Source organism: Streptomyces sp. NPDC058619 (assembly GCF_042717785.1).
GTDB lineage: Bacteria > Actinomycetota > Actinomycetes > Streptomycetales > Streptomycetaceae > Streptomyces.
Genome location: NZ_JBHXQN010000037.1, coordinates 15,742 through 32,889, shown reverse-complemented (window position 1 = coordinate 32,889; position 17,148 = coordinate 15,742). Strand labels below are relative to the sequence as shown.

Annotated in this window: 13 protein-coding genes; 6 read left to right on the top strand and 7 right to left on the bottom strand. The window is 72.8% G+C overall.

The genetic code is table 11. The features are described 5' to 3' along the window. Positions 1-184: 184 nt before the first annotated feature. From ACFWTC_RS27940 to ACFWTC_RS27930, 3 genes are all read left to right on the top strand, one after another. A complete protein-coding gene (locus ACFWTC_RS27940; RefSeq protein WP_383928889.1) occupies positions 185-2,968 on the top strand; it encodes a LamG-like jellyroll fold domain-containing protein in 2,784 nt (927 codons plus the stop codon). Between the two features lie 84 nt (positions 2,969-3,052). After that, a complete protein-coding gene (locus tag ACFWTC_RS27935) occupies positions 3,053-3,733 on the top strand; it encodes a hypothetical protein (RefSeq protein WP_383920438.1) in 681 nt (226 codons plus the stop codon). Between the two features lie 198 nt (positions 3,734-3,931). Then, positions 3,932-4,147: a DUF6458 family protein gene (locus ACFWTC_RS27930; protein WP_383920435.1), complete on the top strand. Its 216-nt coding sequence runs from the start codon at positions 3,932-3,934 to the stop codon at positions 4,145-4,147. A gap of 142 nt (positions 4,148-4,289) precedes the next feature. On the opposite strand, the gene ACFWTC_RS27925 is transcribed toward ACFWTC_RS27930, so the two are convergent. Together ACFWTC_RS27925 and ACFWTC_RS27920 are read right to left on the bottom strand one after the other, a co-directional pair. Continuing rightward, entirely contained in the window at positions 4,290-5,408 is a 1,119-nt protein-coding gene (locus ACFWTC_RS27925) for a glycosyltransferase (protein WP_383920432.1), read from the bottom strand. Next, a complete protein-coding gene (locus ACFWTC_RS27920; protein WP_383920429.1) occupies positions 5,405-5,944 on the bottom strand; it encodes a WcaF family extracellular polysaccharide biosynthesis acetyltransferase in 540 nt (179 codons plus the stop codon). The genes ACFWTC_RS27925 and ACFWTC_RS27920 overlap by 4 nt, the downstream gene beginning before the upstream one ends. Positions 5,945-6,040: 96 nt before the next feature. On the opposite strand from ACFWTC_RS27920, the gene ACFWTC_RS27915 reads away from it, so the two are divergent. After that, on the top strand, positions 6,041-7,552 hold the full coding sequence (locus tag ACFWTC_RS27915) for a hypothetical protein (protein ID WP_383920426.1): 1,512 nt from the start codon (positions 6,041-6,043) through the stop codon (positions 7,550-7,552). Between the two features lie 10 nt (positions 7,553-7,562). Here ACFWTC_RS27915 and ACFWTC_RS27910 read toward each other — a convergent pair whose 3' ends face one another. The 3 genes from ACFWTC_RS27910 to ACFWTC_RS27900 are packed head-to-tail and all read right to left on the bottom strand — an operon-like array spanning position 7,563 to position 11,742. Further along, positions 7,563-8,792, bottom strand: coding sequence for a hypothetical protein (locus ACFWTC_RS27910; protein WP_383920423.1), 1,230 nt, complete (start codon positions 8,790-8,792; stop codon positions 7,563-7,565). After that, on the bottom strand, positions 8,789-10,540 hold the full coding sequence (locus tag ACFWTC_RS27905) for a lipopolysaccharide biosynthesis protein (protein ID WP_384026700.1): 1,752 nt from the start codon (positions 10,538-10,540) through the stop codon (positions 8,789-8,791). The genes ACFWTC_RS27910 and ACFWTC_RS27905 overlap by 4 nt, the downstream gene beginning before the upstream one ends. After that, entirely contained in the window at positions 10,537-11,742 is a 1,206-nt protein-coding gene (locus tag ACFWTC_RS27900) for a glycosyltransferase family 4 protein (RefSeq protein WP_383920452.1), read from the bottom strand. Before ACFWTC_RS27900 ends, ACFWTC_RS27905 begins: the two co-directional genes overlap by 4 nt. 157 nt (positions 11,743-11,899) lie before the next feature. Here ACFWTC_RS27900 and ACFWTC_RS27895 point away from each other — a divergent pair, with 157 nt between their 5' ends. Further along, positions 11,900-12,403, top strand: coding sequence for an adenylyltransferase/cytidyltransferase family protein (locus ACFWTC_RS27895; RefSeq protein WP_383920418.1), 504 nt, complete (start codon positions 11,900-11,902; stop codon positions 12,401-12,403). On the opposite strand, the gene ACFWTC_RS27890 is transcribed toward ACFWTC_RS27895, so the two are convergent. Both ACFWTC_RS27890 and glgX read right to left on the bottom strand, forming a co-directional pair. Next, positions 12,384-13,106, bottom strand: coding sequence for a CDP-alcohol phosphatidyltransferase family protein (locus tag ACFWTC_RS27890; RefSeq protein ID WP_384026697.1), 723 nt, complete (start codon positions 13,104-13,106; stop codon positions 12,384-12,386). The genes ACFWTC_RS27895 and ACFWTC_RS27890 overlap by 20 nt on opposite strands. A gap of 177 nt (positions 13,107-13,283) precedes the next feature. Beyond that, positions 13,284-15,668: a glycogen debranching protein GlgX gene (gene glgX, locus ACFWTC_RS27885; protein WP_384026694.1), complete on the bottom strand. Its 2,385-nt coding sequence runs from the start codon at positions 15,666-15,668 to the stop codon at positions 13,284-13,286. A 178-nt stretch (positions 15,669-15,846) separates the two neighbouring features. Between glgX and ACFWTC_RS27880 the strand changes: the two genes are divergently transcribed. After that, on the top strand, positions 15,847-17,067 hold the full coding sequence (locus ACFWTC_RS27880; RefSeq protein WP_383920449.1) for an Ig-like domain-containing protein: 1,221 nt from the start codon (positions 15,847-15,849) through the stop codon (positions 17,065-17,067). Positions 17,068-17,148 lie beyond the last annotated feature (81 nt).

Below are 17,148 nucleotides of genomic sequence, written 5' to 3'. Positions count from 1 at the left end.
ACCGGGGTAAACCTGCCGTATGTCCGTAGTGCACCCTCCGTGCTGAACCCGGTTGATTCCAAGTTGGTATGCAATGGGTCAAGGGAGGTGGCCGGGCCCTCGCGTGAGCCCTAGTCTGCGTCCAGTACATATGGCTGTTCGGATAGTTTCAGCCATCAAACCGGGCGATTGCCCTGGGGGGCTCATGCGTAGATCCAGAGGGCTGACTGCTGCCCTCGTCCTGTCACTGGCCGGTGCCGGCACCGGCATCGGCCTGGTGCTGATGCCTCAGGCGTCCGCCATCACAGCGCCGGTGGCGTTCACCGCCGACAACCTGCCGACCTGGCAGACGAACGGCGTCGTCTGGGCGATGGCCCAGGCCAACGGCACCGTCTTCGCCGGCGGCACCTTCTCGTCGGTGCGTCCGCCCGAGGGCGCCGCGGGCGCCGAGCAGGACGCCGTCAACTTCGTCGCACTCGATGCCGCGACGGGCAACCCGACCGCCTGCAAGCTCTCCTTCACCGTGGGCGAGGGGACCGCGACGGTCCGGACCCTGGTCGTCTCGAAGGACAACAAGACCCTGTACGCGGGCGGATACTTCGGAGCCGTCAACGGCACCCCGGTCTCCAGCGTCGCCGCGATCGACATCGCGAGCTGTGCCCCCAAGGCCTCGTTCCACCCGAGCTTCGCCGCCACCGTGCGCGGGCTCGCCGTCACCGACGACACCCTGTACGCGGCCGGAGACTTCTTCACCGTCGAGGGCGAGGGCCGCGAGCGGTTCGCCGCGGTCGACGCCTCCTCCGGGGCGCTGAAGCCCTTCAAGGCCGACGCCGACGAGCCGGGCCGCGCCGTCGAGGTCACCCCGGACGGCAAGAACGTACTGCTGGGCGGCGACTTCTTCTCCGTCAACGGCTCCAACACGCACGCTCTGGCCGTGGTGAACTCCACCACCGGTGCGGTCGCCAAGACCTACACCAACATCCCGTCGAACTCGGTCGTCAAGGACATATCCACCGACGACACCGGCTTCTACACGGGCAACGAGGGTTCCGGCGGCGGCGTCTTCGACGGCCGCATCGGCCTCAAGCTCAGCGACTTCACCGAGAAGTGGCGCGACCGCTGCCTCGGCGCGACCCAGTTCGTCCTGCCCTACGAGGGAGTGCTCTACAGCTCCTCGCACGCGCACGACTGCAAGACCGAGCAGGAGTTCTCCGACGGCAAGCGGCACTTCCTGCTGGCCCAGCCGACCAACCACGAAGGCTCCGCCCCCGCGCCCGTGGACGGCTTCGTACGCGGCCCGGGCAAGCTCGGCTGGCACCCGACGGCCAACGACGGCATGGAGCTGACCGAGGGCATCGGCCCGCGCGTCATGGCCGTGGCCGAGAAGAACGACGTCAAGTACATGTGGGTCGGCGGTGAGTTCACCCTCATCAACGGCAAGCCGCAGTGGGGCCTGACCCGCTTCGCCTCCACCGGCGACGTCGGCGCCCCCACGACCCCGGTCGCCAGCGTCGGCAGCGTCAAGCCCGGCGAGGCCCAGGTCCGCTGGCGCACCAGCTACGACGCGGACGACAGCAAGCTGACGTACCGCGTCTACCGCAACGGCTCGGCCTCCCCGATCCACACCATGACCGCCGACTCCCTGGAGTGGCGTCGTCCCCAGGCCTCCTGGACCGACACCACGGTCAAGGCCGGCCAGTCGTACACCTACCGGGTGACCGCGACCGACGCCGCCGGCAACACGAGCGCGCTGTCGGCCACCGCCCCGGTCACGGTCCCGATGTCGGTCCAGTCGTACCCGAACCAGGTGCGGGCGGACGGCGCCCAGCTGTACTGGCGCTTCGACGACACCGTCAGCCCGTACGTCGCCGACTCCTCGAACGGCGGCAACACCAGCGGCGTCCAGCTGAACGCCCCGGCCCTGCGCCAGACCCCCGGTGCCGTCACCGGTGCCAGCACGGCGATGGGATTCAACGGCACCAGCCAGCAGGTCCACGGTGACCGCCGCCAGACGGTCGGCAGCACCTTCACCATCGAGACGTGGTTCAAGACGAACACCACGCGCGGCGGCAAGCTGGTCGGCTTCGGCGACAACACCGACCGCCTCAGCGGCTCGAACGACAAGCACATCTACATGACCAACACCGGTCGCCTCATCTTCGGTGTCTACAACGGCTCGACCAGGACCATCTCCACGGGCCTGTTCGACACGTACAACGACAACAAGTGGCACCACGTGGTCGGCACCCAGGGCCCCGGCGGCATCACGCTGTACGTCGACGGTCAGAACAAGGGCTCGCTGAACGCCACCAGCACGCACAACTACGCGGGCTTCTGGCACGTCGGCGGCGACCAGCTGTCCGGCTGGCCGAACCGTCCGACGAGCAACTTCTTCACCGGGCAGCTCGACGAGACGGCCGTCTACCCCACGGCGCTCACCCAGACCCAGGTCAAGAACCACTTCGACCTGGCCAAGGCCCCGTCCGACACGGTCTCCAAGGTCACCGCGACCGAGGACACCTACATCAACCAGGGCGCTCCGAGCACCGCCTACGGCGCGGCGAACTCACTCGCGGTGCGCGGCACCTCGGCGTACGAGTCGTACCTGCGCTTCAACCTCCCGGCCGCTCCGGCCGGTCAGGTCCTGAAGTCCGTCTCGCTGCAGTTCAAGACCACCACGCAGGCGGGTGCCGGCACCGCCGACACCGTGTCCGTGGTCCCGGTCACCGGCACGTGGAGCGGAGCGGGCACCACGTTCAACACGAAGCCGACCCTCGGCACCACGCCGCTCGGCTCCATCTCCGGCGTGCCGGACGGCTCGGCCGTGCACGGCGTGGAGCTGGACACCGCCGCGGTCTCCCCGGTCCTGGGCAGCAGCTACAGCCTGGGCCTGAAGAGCACGGGCACCGACCCGCTGTGGCTCTGGTCCTCGGAGGCGACCGCCGCGGACGCCGCTCCGCAGCTGGTCCTCACCTTCGGCCCGAAGTAACCGATCGACGGCGTGCGGGGCCCGGCCTGTACCCGGCCGGGCCCCGCACGCCTGTCCCACCCCAGTAAGTACGGGAGCCAACCGATGTACCGACGCTCCGCAGCGGCTGCTGTTCTGCTGGCCGCCGCCCTCACGCTGACCGCCTGCAGTTCGGGCGGCGACAAGGCCGACTCCGCCGGGGACGCGAAGGCGAAGCCGCCGGCCTCGTCGCCGATCCCGGACCCGGCGGACACCCCGGCCACGACGGACCCCTCGCCCGAGGCGAAGCCGTCGGGCCCGGTCGTCCCGGACAGCAAGCTGACCCCGAAGACGGGCAGCTTCACCGCGCAGGAGAAGAAGTACCTGAGTGGCCGGGTGCCGGAGAAGATGGACCCGGCGGCCGTCCTGCAGACCGGCCAGGAGTCCTGCCAGCGCGTGCAGCGCACCGCGAAGCGGGACAAGGACGCGGCGACCGGCGCCGTCATCACCGGGGAGATCGCGGGCGCGAAGGACGCGATCAACCTGCTGTGCCCGGACCAGAAGCCGATCCTCGCGGCGGCGGAGAAGGGCTTCCCCGAAGGCCCGCGGTCCTCGCCGGCGGCCGGTACCTACCGGGCGCTGACGCAGGCCGTGAACTGCACGTGGGAGGCGAAGGGCAAGGACGGGGCGATCCTGGCCTCGGGCCCCGAGACCCCGCCGAAGGCGGGCGACAAGATCACGGCGACCGTCCCGGCCGGCACCGCCGAGTTCAACTCGACCGGCTGCTACGCCTGGCTGCCCGCCTAGCCCCAGCCCGTCTCCCGGGGACCGCCCCGCGGTCCCCGGCGATCCCGAACGCCCCTCCCCCCACCCATCACGGGTGCGGGGGAGGGGCGTTCGTGATCGCCGGCGCCCAACCGCCTGTCGGCCGGGGTGTTTTCGCCTGCGGATCGCGGGTACCCGCGGGTCCAGAGCGCAACGACACCGAATTCGGAGGCGAGTCCTATGACCGGCCTGGGCGGCTGCATCGGTCTGATCGTGGTGGGGGCGATCCTCACCTTCGCGACGGACTGGGAGATGCGGAGCGTCGACCTCGATCTGGTCGGCGTGATCATGATGGCGGTGGGTGCCATCGGCCTCGCGGTGTACTCCAGCATTCTCAAGCGCCGTCGCGCCGTGGGCGCGGTGCCGGTGGTGCAGGAGCGCCGCGACGTCATCTGAGACCAGCGACGTCATCTGAGACCCGAGACGTCATCCAGGACCCGCGAGGCCGGGTGAGCCCCGCGAGGTCACCCGAGACCCGACGCACCCCGCGGCCGTACGGCGCGGGCGGCCCGCCCGGAGGCGGCCGACCCGCGCGCGGTCAGCCGCGTACGGCTGCCCCGTACACCGGCAGCAGGGTGTCCAGGACGGAGTCCATCGAGAACGAACCGGCGGCCAGTTCACGGGCCGCCGCCGACGCCGACCGGTTCGCGGCGGGGTCCAGCAGCGACAGCACCGCCGCCGCCACGCCCTCCGGACCGGGGTCCACGGCCCGCCCGGCACCGGCCGCCGCGATGTCGCGGGCCAGGCCGTTGGAGTGGGTCACCACCGGGGGCACGCCCACGGCGAGGGCCTCCAGCACCGACATCGGGAACGGCTCGTCCACGGAGGGCAGGACGTAGACGTGCGCCCGGCGCAGCTCGCGCAGTACCTCCTGCCCGCTCAGCGCCCCCGGCACCCGTACCGTGTCCGCGAGCCCCAGCTCCGCGATCCGGCGCAGTACGGCCGCCCGCTCGCCCTCGTCCGGGCCCGCGACGACGAATTCCGCGTCCGGGTGCGCGGCCAGGACCGCAGGAACCGCGTCCACGAAGTCCACCGGCCGTTTGCGGGCCTGCAGGCGCGCCGAGTACAGGATGCGCGGCGGCCCCTCGGGGGCGGGCCGCTCCTCCTGCGCCGGAGTGCCGTTGACGAGGCGCACCGCGTTCGCCAGCGGCCCGCCGACGACCGCGTCGAGGCCCTCCCGCTCGTGCGGGGTCAGGTACAGCACCGCGGCCGCGCCGCGCAGCACCCGGCGTACGGCCAGCGCGTCCAGCACCTTGGCCAGCAGCTTCCCGCTCGGGTCCACCATGCCGTGGGTCTGCAGCACCAGCGGCCTGCCGGCCCGCAGCGCCGCCAGCGCCACGGGCAGGGTCACCAGGTCGCGCGCCAGGTGGACGTGGACCACGTCCGCGTCCCGCACCAGCCGGCCCGCCGAGGCCAGCAGGGCCGGCGAGGTCATCCCGCTGAAGCCCAGCGGCAGCAGCCGCCGCGCCGGGAACAGCTTGGCCGGGACCCCCTCGACCTCGGTCGGCCAGGGGTCCCCGAAGCCCTCGCCCAGCGCGAGCAGCCGCGCCTCGTGGCCCCGGGACCGCAGCCCCTTGGCCAGGTTCAGCGCGACCCGCACCGGCCCGCCGAACGCGTGCGAGGGCGAGTGCAGGGTGACGGCGTGCAGGACTCTCACTTGGGCTCCTCCACCGGGCGGCGACGCCCGTCCTGGGTCTGCAGGGTCAGCTCCGGCAGGTCCTTGTGCACGACGGAACCGGCGCCCGCGACCGCGCAGCGGCCCAGGGCCACCCCGGCCAGCACGGTCGCCCGTACCGCCACCCACGCGCCGTCCCCGACGGTGATCGGGGCGTTGCGGTAGCGGAAGTCGGCGGCCCGGTGGTCGTGCGAGCCGGTGCACAGCATCGCCTCCTGGGAGACGCACACGTGCGAACCGATCGTCACCGGCTCCAGGTTCAGCACCCAGGCGCCCTCGCCGATCCAGGTGTGGTCCCCGACGGTCAGCTTCCACGGCCACAGGATCCGCACCCGGTGCCGGATCAGCACCCCTTCGCCGATCTTCGCCCCGAAGGCCCGCAGCAGCGCCACGCGCACCCGCGCCGGACAGAACCAGCTCATGAACAGCGTGTTCATCACGGCGAACCAAAGTGCCTGCGTCAGCAGCCCGCGGCCCTTGTCGTATCCGGCCAGCGTGAAGGCAGGAAGATCGCGCAACTGAGGTCCCCTTCGTCCACCCCCGGCGGCGCCTCCCCGGGCGCCGACCGCTCAGACTAGACTGCGGCCGGATCAGGCACATCGGGTGGGGGCGCAGTGGCAACGGACATACGCAAGCCCTCCGCGGCGCGCCCGGCGCCGCCGGTCGCGGACGAGGCCAAGTGGGGCCGGGTCACCACCCCGCGCACCCTGCTCTCCCGGGCGCTCTCCGTCCCCCTCGCCCTCGGGTTCACCGTCTTCCTGCCGCTCTTCGTCGCCGTCCAGACCGGCGACGGCCAGCGCGACGCGGCCTTCTGGCTCCAGCTGCTCCTCACCATGTACGCGGGCGCCCGGCTCTCCGCGATGGTCCTCACCAGCCGCCGCAAGCTGCTCCAGGGCTCCTTCTGGCTGTTCGTCTACATGGCCATGGGCGTGGCCCCCCTCGCCCAGGCCGTACTCGGCCGGGTACCGACGCCCGTCGTCGGCCCGCGCTCCGACCTGACCCTCGCCATCGGCCTGGTCCTGCTCGGCTGCCTCGCCTTCGACGTGGGCGTCCTGCTGGCCCGCCACCGGCCCACCGTCCGCTCGGGCGGCCCCCGCAAGGAGGAGCGGCCGGTCATGGCCCACCGGCGGCGCCTCCAGCTCCTCGCGGCCCTGTCGTTCGTGTGCAGTGCGGCCTTCGTCATGAAGCTGGGCGGCCCGGCGGTGTTCTTCTCCAGCCGCCAGGAGATCATCGCGGGCATCGAGGAGGCCGGCGTCTCCAGCGGCGACGGCCAGGCCGGCCAGGCCCTGCTGCGCGGCTTCGGCACCGTCCCGGCGCTGCTCTCCCTGCTGCTCTACACGCGCTGGCTGATCACCTCGAAGTTCGCCCGCCGCAAGGTCTCGATCATCGTCACCTGGTCGGCGCTCGCCGCCCTGAACCTGGTGGTCAACAACCCGATCTCGAACCCCCGCTACTGGTTCCTCACGGTCATGTTCGCGCTGCTCTTCACCGTCTTCCCGGTGAGCGCCGCGATGTACCGGGTGGCGCTGTCGATGGCCGTGGTGATCGCCCTCCTCGTCTTCCCGTTCGCGGACCGCTTCCGCTACGACGAGAAGAACTACAAGCCGGTCGAGACGACGTCCTTCCTGGAGCCGATGGCGCTCAAGGACTACGACCAGATCGGCATGTTCGCGAACACCATCACCTACGCCGAGTCGGGGCCCGGCCACGCCTACGGCCGCCAGCTCGCCGGTTCCATCCTGTTCGCGGTGCCCCGCGCGGTCTGGCCCGGCAAGGCGCGCGACACGGGCGTGCTGGTCGGCCAGTGGATGGGCACCGTCAACACCAACCTCTCCTCGCCGATCTGGGCCGAACTGTGGCTCGACTTCGGCCCGCTCGGCATGGTCGGCGGACTGCTCGGCCTGGGGTACGCCGCCGCCCGCGTCGACCGCCGCTACGCCAAACGCGCCACCCGCCGGGCCCCGCCCGGCGCACTGATCTCGGTGGTGGTGCCGCTGGTCGCGGGCTACTCCTTCATCCTGCTGCGCGGGCCGCTGCTCCAGGCCTCGGGCCGGGTCGCGATCGCGGCCCTGTGCCTCGCGCTCGTCGCCACGTACCGCGCGGACAGGGGCACCACCCTGCGCTGAAGCCGGCGGATCAGGCCGCCGGCACCGGCCGGCCTGGCTCGGCGGCCGGCGCGGGCACCTTCAGCCGGGCCACCCGGAGCCAGCCCGCGCCCGCCTTCGCGGCGGAGCCCAGCGCCAGTCCCCACGCGGCCCCCGCCACGCCCCACAGGACGTACCCGCCCACGAGCAGGCCCACCGAGAGCAGCGAGAAGACCACCTGCAGGGACAGCGTCGCCTTCGGGTTGAGCACCCGCAGCGTCAGCAGCGCGCAGGTGCCGAGCCCCATGACGGCGTACTGGGCCCCCGTGGCCGGCAGCAGCGCGGCCGCGGCCTCCCAGGTGTCGCCGAGCAGCCGGCGCCCCACGCGGTCGGGGAGCGCGTACAGCACGGCCCCCCACCCGGCGCCCAGGACCGCGAGCGCGCCGCCCATGAGCGCGGTGAGGCGGACGACGCCCCGCTTGCCGGAGGTCCGGCCGACGACCGGCGGCCCGAACGCGTTCGCCGAGTTGAACAGCACGTTCAGCGGCCCGAAGAGGGTGGTCGCCCCGCGCAGCGCGCCGACGGCGAGCGGGGTCGCGAAGACGCCGAGGCCGAGCACGGCGAGCTGGCTGGAACCGTTGCCCACCGCGAACTCGACCACGAACCGCTGCCCGAGGTGACCGCGCCGCAGGTACGGCCGCAGGTCGGCGCGCACGCCCCGTACGTACGGCCGCAGCAGCCACAGCCCGAGCGCCAGCGCCGGCAGCGCGGACAGCCCCCACACCAGCACCAGCCGCCCCGCCGAGGCCCCCTGGGGCTGCACGGCCAGCGCCGCGAGGACGCACGCGAGGCGCAGCGCGTCGGCGGCCAGCGCCCGTTCGGGCACGCGCAGCGCCGAGAAGCAGTACCGCAGGCCGTCCTGGAGCAGCACCAGCGGAAGGACGGTGCCCAGCGCGAGGAAGGCCCGCCCGGCCGGGCCGGGCAGCGCCAGCCCCACGAGGACGAGCAGGGCGCCCGCGGCGGCCGAGGCGAGGCCGGTGAAGCCGACGGCCGACCGGCACACCGCGCCGAGCCGCTCGCCCTTCTCCAGGACGACGCTCTGGCCGACGTAGGCCATGTTCAGCCCGAGGAGCACGCTGAACGCCACATACACCATCGAGAAGTCGGCGAACCCGGACGCCGAGGACAGCCGGGCGGCCAGCACCAGCACCAGGATGTTGGTGGCGCTGGAAGCTGCCTGGTCCAGGACCGACGCGACCGCCGCGAGTCCGCGCCGGCTCACCGCCGGCCCGTGCGGACGGTGCGCAGGGCGACCGTGTCGGTGCCGTCGCCCGGGATGTGCTGTTCGGCCTCGGCGACCTCGAACGGGATCGGCTGGGGCTGCGGCGGCCGCGGCTTCGCGGCCGCGGTCGGCGCCTCAAGGGCGGCGGGGGAGCCGCCCTTGCCCTTGAGGCCGCGCTTCTCGCCGGGCAGCGGTGCGTGGAGCACCGCGCCGAGGACGGTGCCGCCGGCGCCGCTGATCAGCTCGCGGATGCGGGACAGGTCGGTGCGGTGCACGGCGCGCGGGTCGCAGACGACCAGCACCCCGTCGACGCGGTCGACGAGCGCGAGGGCGTCGGCGTACGAGAGCACGGGCGGCGCGAGCACGACGACGGTGGAGTTGGGGGAGTCGGCCTCGGAGATCAGCCGGGTGGCGCGCGCCGAGGTCAGCGCACGGGGCACGTTGCGCGCCCGCTCGCCGGGGATCAGGTCGAAGGAGCCGGACTCCCCGGCGTCCACGACGAGCTGGCGCCCGTCGGGCCACTCGGAGTCGCCGTGGCGCCCGCCGGCGGTCGTGTTGCCCGGGGTCTGGCTCCAGCGCGGCCGGCCGCCGGCGTCCGTCGGCAGCTGGCTGGCCAGCACCGGGGTGCGCAGGTCCGCCTCGATGAGCAGCACGTCCTTGCCGGTCTCCGCGAAGGAGGCGGCCAGGTTCACGGCCACCGCTGCGGCGGTCTCGCTGCTGCCGCGGGGGGCGACGACCAGCAGCCGGCGCCGGTCGGCGAACCGGGCGTCGTAGGCGAGTCGGAAGGCCACCGAGCGGTACTCCTCGGCGAGCCGCGGATCGGCCTCGCCGGCGGCGAGCAGCGGGCCGCCGCCGGTCTTGTCCCGGGGCAGGTAGCCGAGGACCGGCGCGCGCAGGGCGCGGGCCACGTCGCCCTCGGAGCGGGGCGCCGGGTCGAAGACGAGCCGGACCCAGGCGGCGAGCAGGCCCAGCGCGAGGCCGACGGCCGCGCCGAGCGCGAGCGACATGACGATGCCGGGGCCGTCGGTCGACGTGGGCGCGGTCGCCGCGCTGGTGACCCGGCCCGGGGTCATGTCCAGGGCCTGGAGCTTGGTGATCTTGCCGTTGTAGCCGCCGACCTCGCTCTGCAGGTCCGTCTTGGTGGAGGTGGCGGTGTCGCGCGGGGCGCCGGCCGGCATCCGGGCGATGTCCTTGGACAGCTCGTCGAGCTGCTTGGCGACCGGGTCGCGCTGCTCCTGGTACCCCTTGACCATCTTGTCGCGGGTCGCGTCCAGGGACTCCTGGCGCTTGAGGAGGTACGCGTCCGTCATCGCGTTGGCCCGCTTCGCGGCCTCCTTGGGGGAGGACGCGGTGTAGGTGAAGCGCAGCACCATGGTCTGCGGCGGGTTGGTCACCTGGAGGCCGCCGCGCAGGGCGCTGAAGTCCTTGGCGGACACGCCGAGCTTCTTCGCGGCCTCGTTGGCTATGGAGGAGCTGAGCGCGACCTGCCGCTCGGAGCCGATGTTGATCGCCTTGTCGGGGGCGAGGCTCGGGTTGAACGGGTCGTCCGTCGGCGCGCGCAGGACGACGTCGGCGGTGGCCACGTAGGTGTCCGCCGTGGAGATCCCCAGGTAGACGCCGCCCAGCAGGCCGACCCCGATGCCCGCGCCGATGAGCCGGCGGTAGCGCAGGAGCTGCCTGAACTGGTCCCTGAGGAGATCGGGTTCGTCCTCCGCCGGGGCCGCTGCCGGGCGGTTCGTCTCGATCACGGCCGGGGACCCCCAAGTGCTTCGTCTATCAGTGCGTCGATCCGGGCCAGGCCCGCTTCGCGGCTCAGGTGGGCCGCCACGTGGCGCGGTCCGGCCGCGCCCAGCGCGTCCGCGCCCTCCGGGTCCTCGGCGAGGGCCCGGACGGCCTTCAGCAGGGCGTCGGGGTCCTCCGGCGGTACGAGCACCCCTGCGCCCGAGCGTTCCACCTCCTGGGCGGTCCCGCCCAGCGCCGCCACGGAGGCGACGACCGGCCGGCCGGCCTGGAAGTAGGACGTGAGTTTCGACGGCACGCTCATGTCCATGACGGCGGCGTGCTGCGTGACCGCGAGCACGTCCGCCGCGGCGAGGATATCCGGGAACTCGCCGTCAGCGGCAGGGGGGATGATGTCAAGGTTCGGCACGTCGGCCGCGAGGTGCGCCAGGGCCGAGCGCTGACTGCCGTCACCCATCAGGACAAAGCGGACGCCGGGATCGAGCCGCGCGGCGCCGACGAGGACTTCGAGCCCCTGCTTGAGCCCCATGTTCCCGGAGTGCAGGACGACCGTCTGGCCCGGGGCCCAGCCCAGGTGGTGGCGGGTCTCGCCGCGCGGCTTGGTGGGCACCGCCACGTGGGACCAGTTGGGGACCAGGCGTATCTTCGCCGGGTCCACGCCCATGCCGACGACCCGGTCCACGAAGGTCTCGTGGATGACGCCGACCAGGGTGGCCCGCTTCAGCGCGTACGCCTCGGCGCGGCCGGCGATCGCGGCCGCCTTGTCGCCGCCGCTGATCCCGCTCTGCGCGGCGGCGGCGCCCATCAGGTCCTGGACCACCGGGACGTACGGGACCTTCCACTTCGCCGCGAGCCGGGCGGCCAGTACCCCGCCGGCCAGGCTGGGCATCTGGGCGAGGACCGCGTCCGGCTTCGGCATCCGGGGCGGGGCCACGGCGCCGTGCAGCAGAATCGATGCTTCGAACAGGGCCCGCTTCACGGCGGTCTGGCGCGCCGGCACGGTGTGCGCACGCCGGTGCACGTGAACCCCCGCGCGCTGTTCCGTGCGCCGTAGCGCCCCCTTGTACTCCGGCTCGAGCGACCACGCCGGGTAGTGGGGCATGCCCGCCAGGACATGCGTCTCGTGGCCGAGATCCGCCCAGTGCTCGGCGATCTGGGTCGCGTAGGGCCCGATACCCGCGTGCTCCGGTGCGTAATTCGTGGAAACCAGCAGCAGGCGCCGGTGACCGGATCTGGACACTGAGCGTCCCCTCTTCCCCTGGATGATGCGCACGTCACCCTATTCGTTCACCGGCATGGTGGGGAACGTGCACGCTATTGTCTGCTAATCCGCCACACCGGGGGGTGTGGCCTCTGGGGGGTAACAGATGACGGAGCAGGACATGTCCGACGTGGGTGCGCCGGCGCGCAGCCCGTACCGAGTCGGCTATGCGCCGGGTGCGTACGATCTCTTCCATATCGGGCATCTCAACATCCTTCGGCACGCCCGGAGCCAGTGCGACTACCTCGTGGCCGGAGTCGTCTCCGACGAGATGGCGGAACTGGCCAAGGGCCGCCGCCCGATGATCCCGCTCGTCGAGCGGCTGGAGATCGTCCGCAGCGTGAAGTACGTCGACGCGGCCTTCGTCGAGACCGTCCCGGACAAATTGGAGACCTGGAAGCAGGTCCGCTTCGACGTCATCTTCAAGGGCGACGACTGGCGGGGCACGCCCAAGGGCAACCGCCTGGAGAGGGACTTCGCCGTCCACGGCGTCGACGTCGTCTACTTCCCGTACACCGTCCACACGTCCAGCACCCAGCTGCGCCGGGCACTGGACGCGCTCGCCGAGCCCCTCGGGGGCCCGGTGAACGTCAGCGCGGAACGGCGCTGAGCTCCCGGTACCACTTCGCGAGGAACGCGAGGAGGAACAGGGTGGCCACGGCGCCCAGTCCCGCGTACGCCCAGCGGAACAGGCCCTCGCCGCCGAGCAGCAGGAAGACCAGGCAGAACACCCCGTAGTCCACGGGGAGCAGGGCCACCGCGCGCACCGTCGACGGTGCGGCGGCGGGGCTGCCCGGGGCGGCGTTCGGCTTCAGCTTCTCGGTCAGCAGCCCCCCGAAGAAGGTGACGACGGCGGCGAACTGGAAGCCCAGCGGCACCAGCAGCCAGGCGTCGGAGCCCGTGCCGTACTCCTCGGGGAAACGGTAGAAGGCGATCAGCACGCAGGTGTGCAGCGCGGTGAGCTTGGCGCAGTCCACCACGTGGTCGAGCCACTCGCCCGAGGCGCTCCCGCCCCCGCGCAGCCGCGCCAGCTGCCCGTCGGCCGAGTCGAAGGCGAACCCGACGGCGAGCAGGGCCCACACGGCGATCCCCAGCCCCCACGAGGGCGCCGCCAGCGCGACCGCGGCCGCCCCGGCGAAGCTGAGGACCGCGCTGACCAGCGTCACCCGGTTCGGGGTGAGCCCGAGCGCGTGCGAACCGGCCGCCAGGTAGCGGCCCAGGGGCCGGTTGACGAACCTCGAGTACAGCGACACGCCCTTAGCCGACTTCTGTGCCCCGCGCAGCTCCCGCAGCGCGGTCCCGACACTCGCCATGCGCACCCCTGACCTTCTCGATGGCACGCGTGTGCAGTGCACGCGTGTACGACGGCCACATCATCGCAGGACGGACGGGGGCTCCCGGTACGGATGCCCGATGCCCCCGCCGACGTGCCGCCGGGCGGGACCCGGGGGAGTCCCCCCCCGCATCCCGCCCGGCCGCCCGGCCGCGCCTCAGGCCGTCACGCGGAACAGCAGCACCGACCGGGCCGGCACCGTGAAGGTCTCCCCGCCCCGGTGGGAGCTGCCCGGGACGGTCTCCTGGTCCTCGCGGGAGGTGTCCAGGACGAGTGCGTACCGCTCCGCCCACGGCGCCCCCGGCAGCACCCACGGTGCCGGCCGGTCCCCGGCGTGCAGCAGCATCAGGAAGCTGTCGTCCGTCACCTGCCGGCCCCGCCCGTCCCGGCCCGGGATGTCCCGCCCCGAGAGGTACATGCCCAGCGCGGCGGCCGGGGCGTACCAGTCACGCTCCGTCATCTCCGCCCCCGCCGGCGTGAACCAGGCCAGGTCCCGCAGCCCGTCCGCGCCCTGCGGCCGCCCGGAGAAGAACGCCCGCCGGCGCAGCACCGGGTGGGTGTGCCGCAGCGCGATCAGCCGCCGCGTCAGGGCCAGCAGCTGCTGCCACGACGGCTCGGCCAGCAGCGACCAGTCCACCCAGCCCGTCTCGTTGTCCTGGCAGTACGCGTTGTTGTTGCCGCCCTGGGTCCGCCCGAACTCGTCGCCCGCGACCAGCATCGGCACCCCGGTGGACAGCAGCAGGCTCGTCAGGAGGTTGCGCAGCTGCCGCCGGCGCAGCGCGCCGATCCGCTCGTCGTCGCTCTCGCCCTCGGCCCCGCAGTTCCACGACCGGTTGTCGTTGGTGCCGTCCCGGCCCTCCTCCCCGTTCGCCTCGTTGTGCTTGCGCTCGTACGTCACCAGGTCGCGCAGGGTGAAGCCGTCGTGCGCGGTCACGAAGTTCACCGAGGCGTACGGCCGCCGGCCGCCCCACGCGTACAGGTCGCTCGACCCCGACAGCCGGTACCCGAGGTCCCGCACGTCGGGCAGCGCGCCCCGCCAGAAGTCCCGTACGGCGTCCCGGTAGCGGTCGTTCCACTCCGTCCACAGCGGCGGGAACGCCCCCACCTGGTAGCCGCCCGACCCCACGTCCCAGGGCTCGGCGATCAGCTTCACCCGCCGCAGCACCGGGTCCTGGGCGATCACCGCGAGGAACGGGGACAGCATGTCCACGTCGTGCATGGAGCGGGCCAGCGCCGCCGCCAGGTCGAAGCGGAAGCCGTCCACCCCCATCTCGGTGACCCAGTACCGCAGCGAGTCCGTGATCAGGCGCAGCACGTGCGGGCGCCCGGCGTGCAGGGTGTTGCCGCAGCCGGTGTAGTCGGAGTACCGGCGCTGGTCGCTCTGGAGCCGGTAGTAGCCGCGGTTGTCGATCCCGCGCAAGGACAGCGTCGGGCCCAGCTCGCCGGCCTCCGCCGTGTGGTTGTAGACCACGTCGAGGATCACCTCGATGCCAGCCGCGTGCAGGGCCCGGACCATCCGCTTGAACTCCCCGACCTGCTGTCCGGCCGTCCCGCTCGACGAGTACCCGGCGTGCGGGGCGAAGTAGCCGACCGAGTTGTAGCCCCAGTAGTTGCGCAGGCCCCGGCGCAGCAGGTGGTCCTCGTGCGCGAACTGGTGCACCGGCAGCAGTTCCACCGCCGTCACGCCCAGCCCCGTGAGGTGCTCGATCGCCGCCGGGTGGGCCAGCCCCGCGTAGGTGCCGCGCAGTTCCTCGGGGACGCCCGGATGGCGCATCGTGAAGCCGCGCACGTGCAGTTCGTAGATCACCGAATCGGCCCACGGGGTCTTCGGCCGGACGTCGTCCGCCCAGTCGTCGTCGTCGTGGACGACCACCCCCTTGGGCACGAACGGCGCCGAGTCCCGGTCGTCCCGGACGGTGTCCGCGATGTACTGCTGCGGCCAGTCCCGGACGTGCCCGTACACCTCCGGCGGGAGGGTGAAGTCCCCGTCCACCGCCCGCGCGTACGGGTCCAGGAGCAGCTTCGCCGGATTGTGCCGGGCCCCCGTCCAGGGGTCCCACCGGCCGTGCACCCGGAACCCGTACCGCTGCCCGGGGCGCACGCCCGGCACGAAACCGTGCCAGATCTCGTGCGTGAGCTCGGCCAGCGCACAGCGCGTCTCGGCGCCGTCCTCGTCGAACAGGCAGACCTCCACCGCCTCCGCGCCCTGCGCCCACACGGCGAAGTTGGTGCCCGCCGTCCCGTCCGGGCCGTGGTGGAAACGGGCCCCCAGCGGATGGGAGGACCCGGGCCACACGGGTGGCCCGGGGCGCGCGGACGCCCGGGGCGGCTGGACCCGGGCCTGCCCGTTCGACGGCCCGCCGGCCTGCCCGTTCGGCGCTCCCGCGGGCCGGCTGTCCGGTTGCCCGGCCGGCTGCCCCGCGCCGGGATGGCCGTCGGCAGGCGGTGCGGGCGCGGTCAGGCCGCCGCTCCGTACCGTGCCCGTGACATCCCCGGCATTCCTGACGGCTTCCACCGCCTCTTGCTCGGCTGCGCTCGACACTGCCCGCCTCCACGGCTCCTGGTACCGGCAGGGGAGGGTTTCAGGGCCCCGGCGTCCCGGCCCGGCCCCGCCCCCGTCTGGTCCTTCCCACTGTTCTGCCCGAACAGTTCTGCCCGGAACGTGGCCCGCGCTCACGTTTCCCCGGAGGGGCCCTGTCGTTGGAGGGAACGTGACACTTCTGACGAGGCGGGCAGGGGCGGGCTTGGCCGCCGTGGCGGCATGGGCGGCGCTCCTGGGCGGCCTGGCCGGATGCACCCAGGACGGCAGGTCGCCGGTGGAGATCGGGCTGCCCGGGAAACCGCGACCGCCGGAGGAGGCCATCCGGGTCACCCCGGAGGACAACGCCAAGGGGGTCCGGGCGGACGGGCGGCTGACGGTCACCGTGCCGGAGGGCCGGCTGGAGCGGGTCGTGGTCACCAAGGTCGAGGACGCCCAGCAGGAGCGGGTGCCCGGCGCCATCGCGGCCGACGGGCTCAGCTGGAGCCCCGACCCGGCGGCCGGCCGGCTCGCGCTCGCGGCCAAGTACACCGTGGACGCCGTCGCCCTCGACGGGCACAACCGCCGCCAGGCCCGGCACACCACCTTCACCACCTATGTCCCCGAGGAGCGGTTCATCGGCTACTTCAAGCCCGAGCACCGTTCCACCGTCGGCACCGGGATGATCGTCTCCTTCAACTTCAACCGGCCGATCGAGCGGCGCACGGAGGTCGAGCGGGCCATCACCGTCACCTCCAGGCCGGCCGTGGAGGTCGTCGGCCACTGGTTCGGCAACGAACGCCTCGACTTCCGGCCCAAGGCGTACTGGAAGCCCGGCACCGAGGTCACCGTGAAGGTCAGCCTCCGCGACGTCGAGGGCGCGCCCGGCTCGTACGGCATCCAGGACAAGACGATCACCTTCACCGTCGGCCGCTCCCAGATCTCCACCGTGGACGCGGCCGCCCACACGATGGAGGTCCGGCGCGAGGGGCAGCTGCTGTCCAAGGTGCCGATCAGCGCCGGGGCGCCCAAGACCACCACGTACAACGGGAAGATGGTGGTGATGGAGATGTTCGACGTCACCCGGATGAACGGCCAGACCGTCGGCTTCGGAGGCGAGTACGACATCCCCGACGTCCCGCACGCCATGCGCCTCACCACCTCCGGGACCTTCCTTCACGGGAACTACTGGCTCAGCCCGGACACGTTCGGCAGCAGCAACATGAGCCACGGCTGCGTGGGCCTGCGCGACGACAAGGGCGGCGGCTCGGACACCCCGGCGGGCTGGTTCTTCGACAGGACGCTGGTCGGGGACGTGGTCGAGGTCGTGAACTCGCAGGACAAGGTCGTCGCCGCGAACAACGGGCTGGGCGGCTGGAACATGTCCTGGGCGGACTGGGTGGCCGGCTCCGCCCTCGTCTGAAGCCCGGGCACCGCGCGCGAAGTCCGGCATCCGGGCTCCGTACGGCGCCCGGCATCCGGGCTCCGTACGGCGATCCGCGCG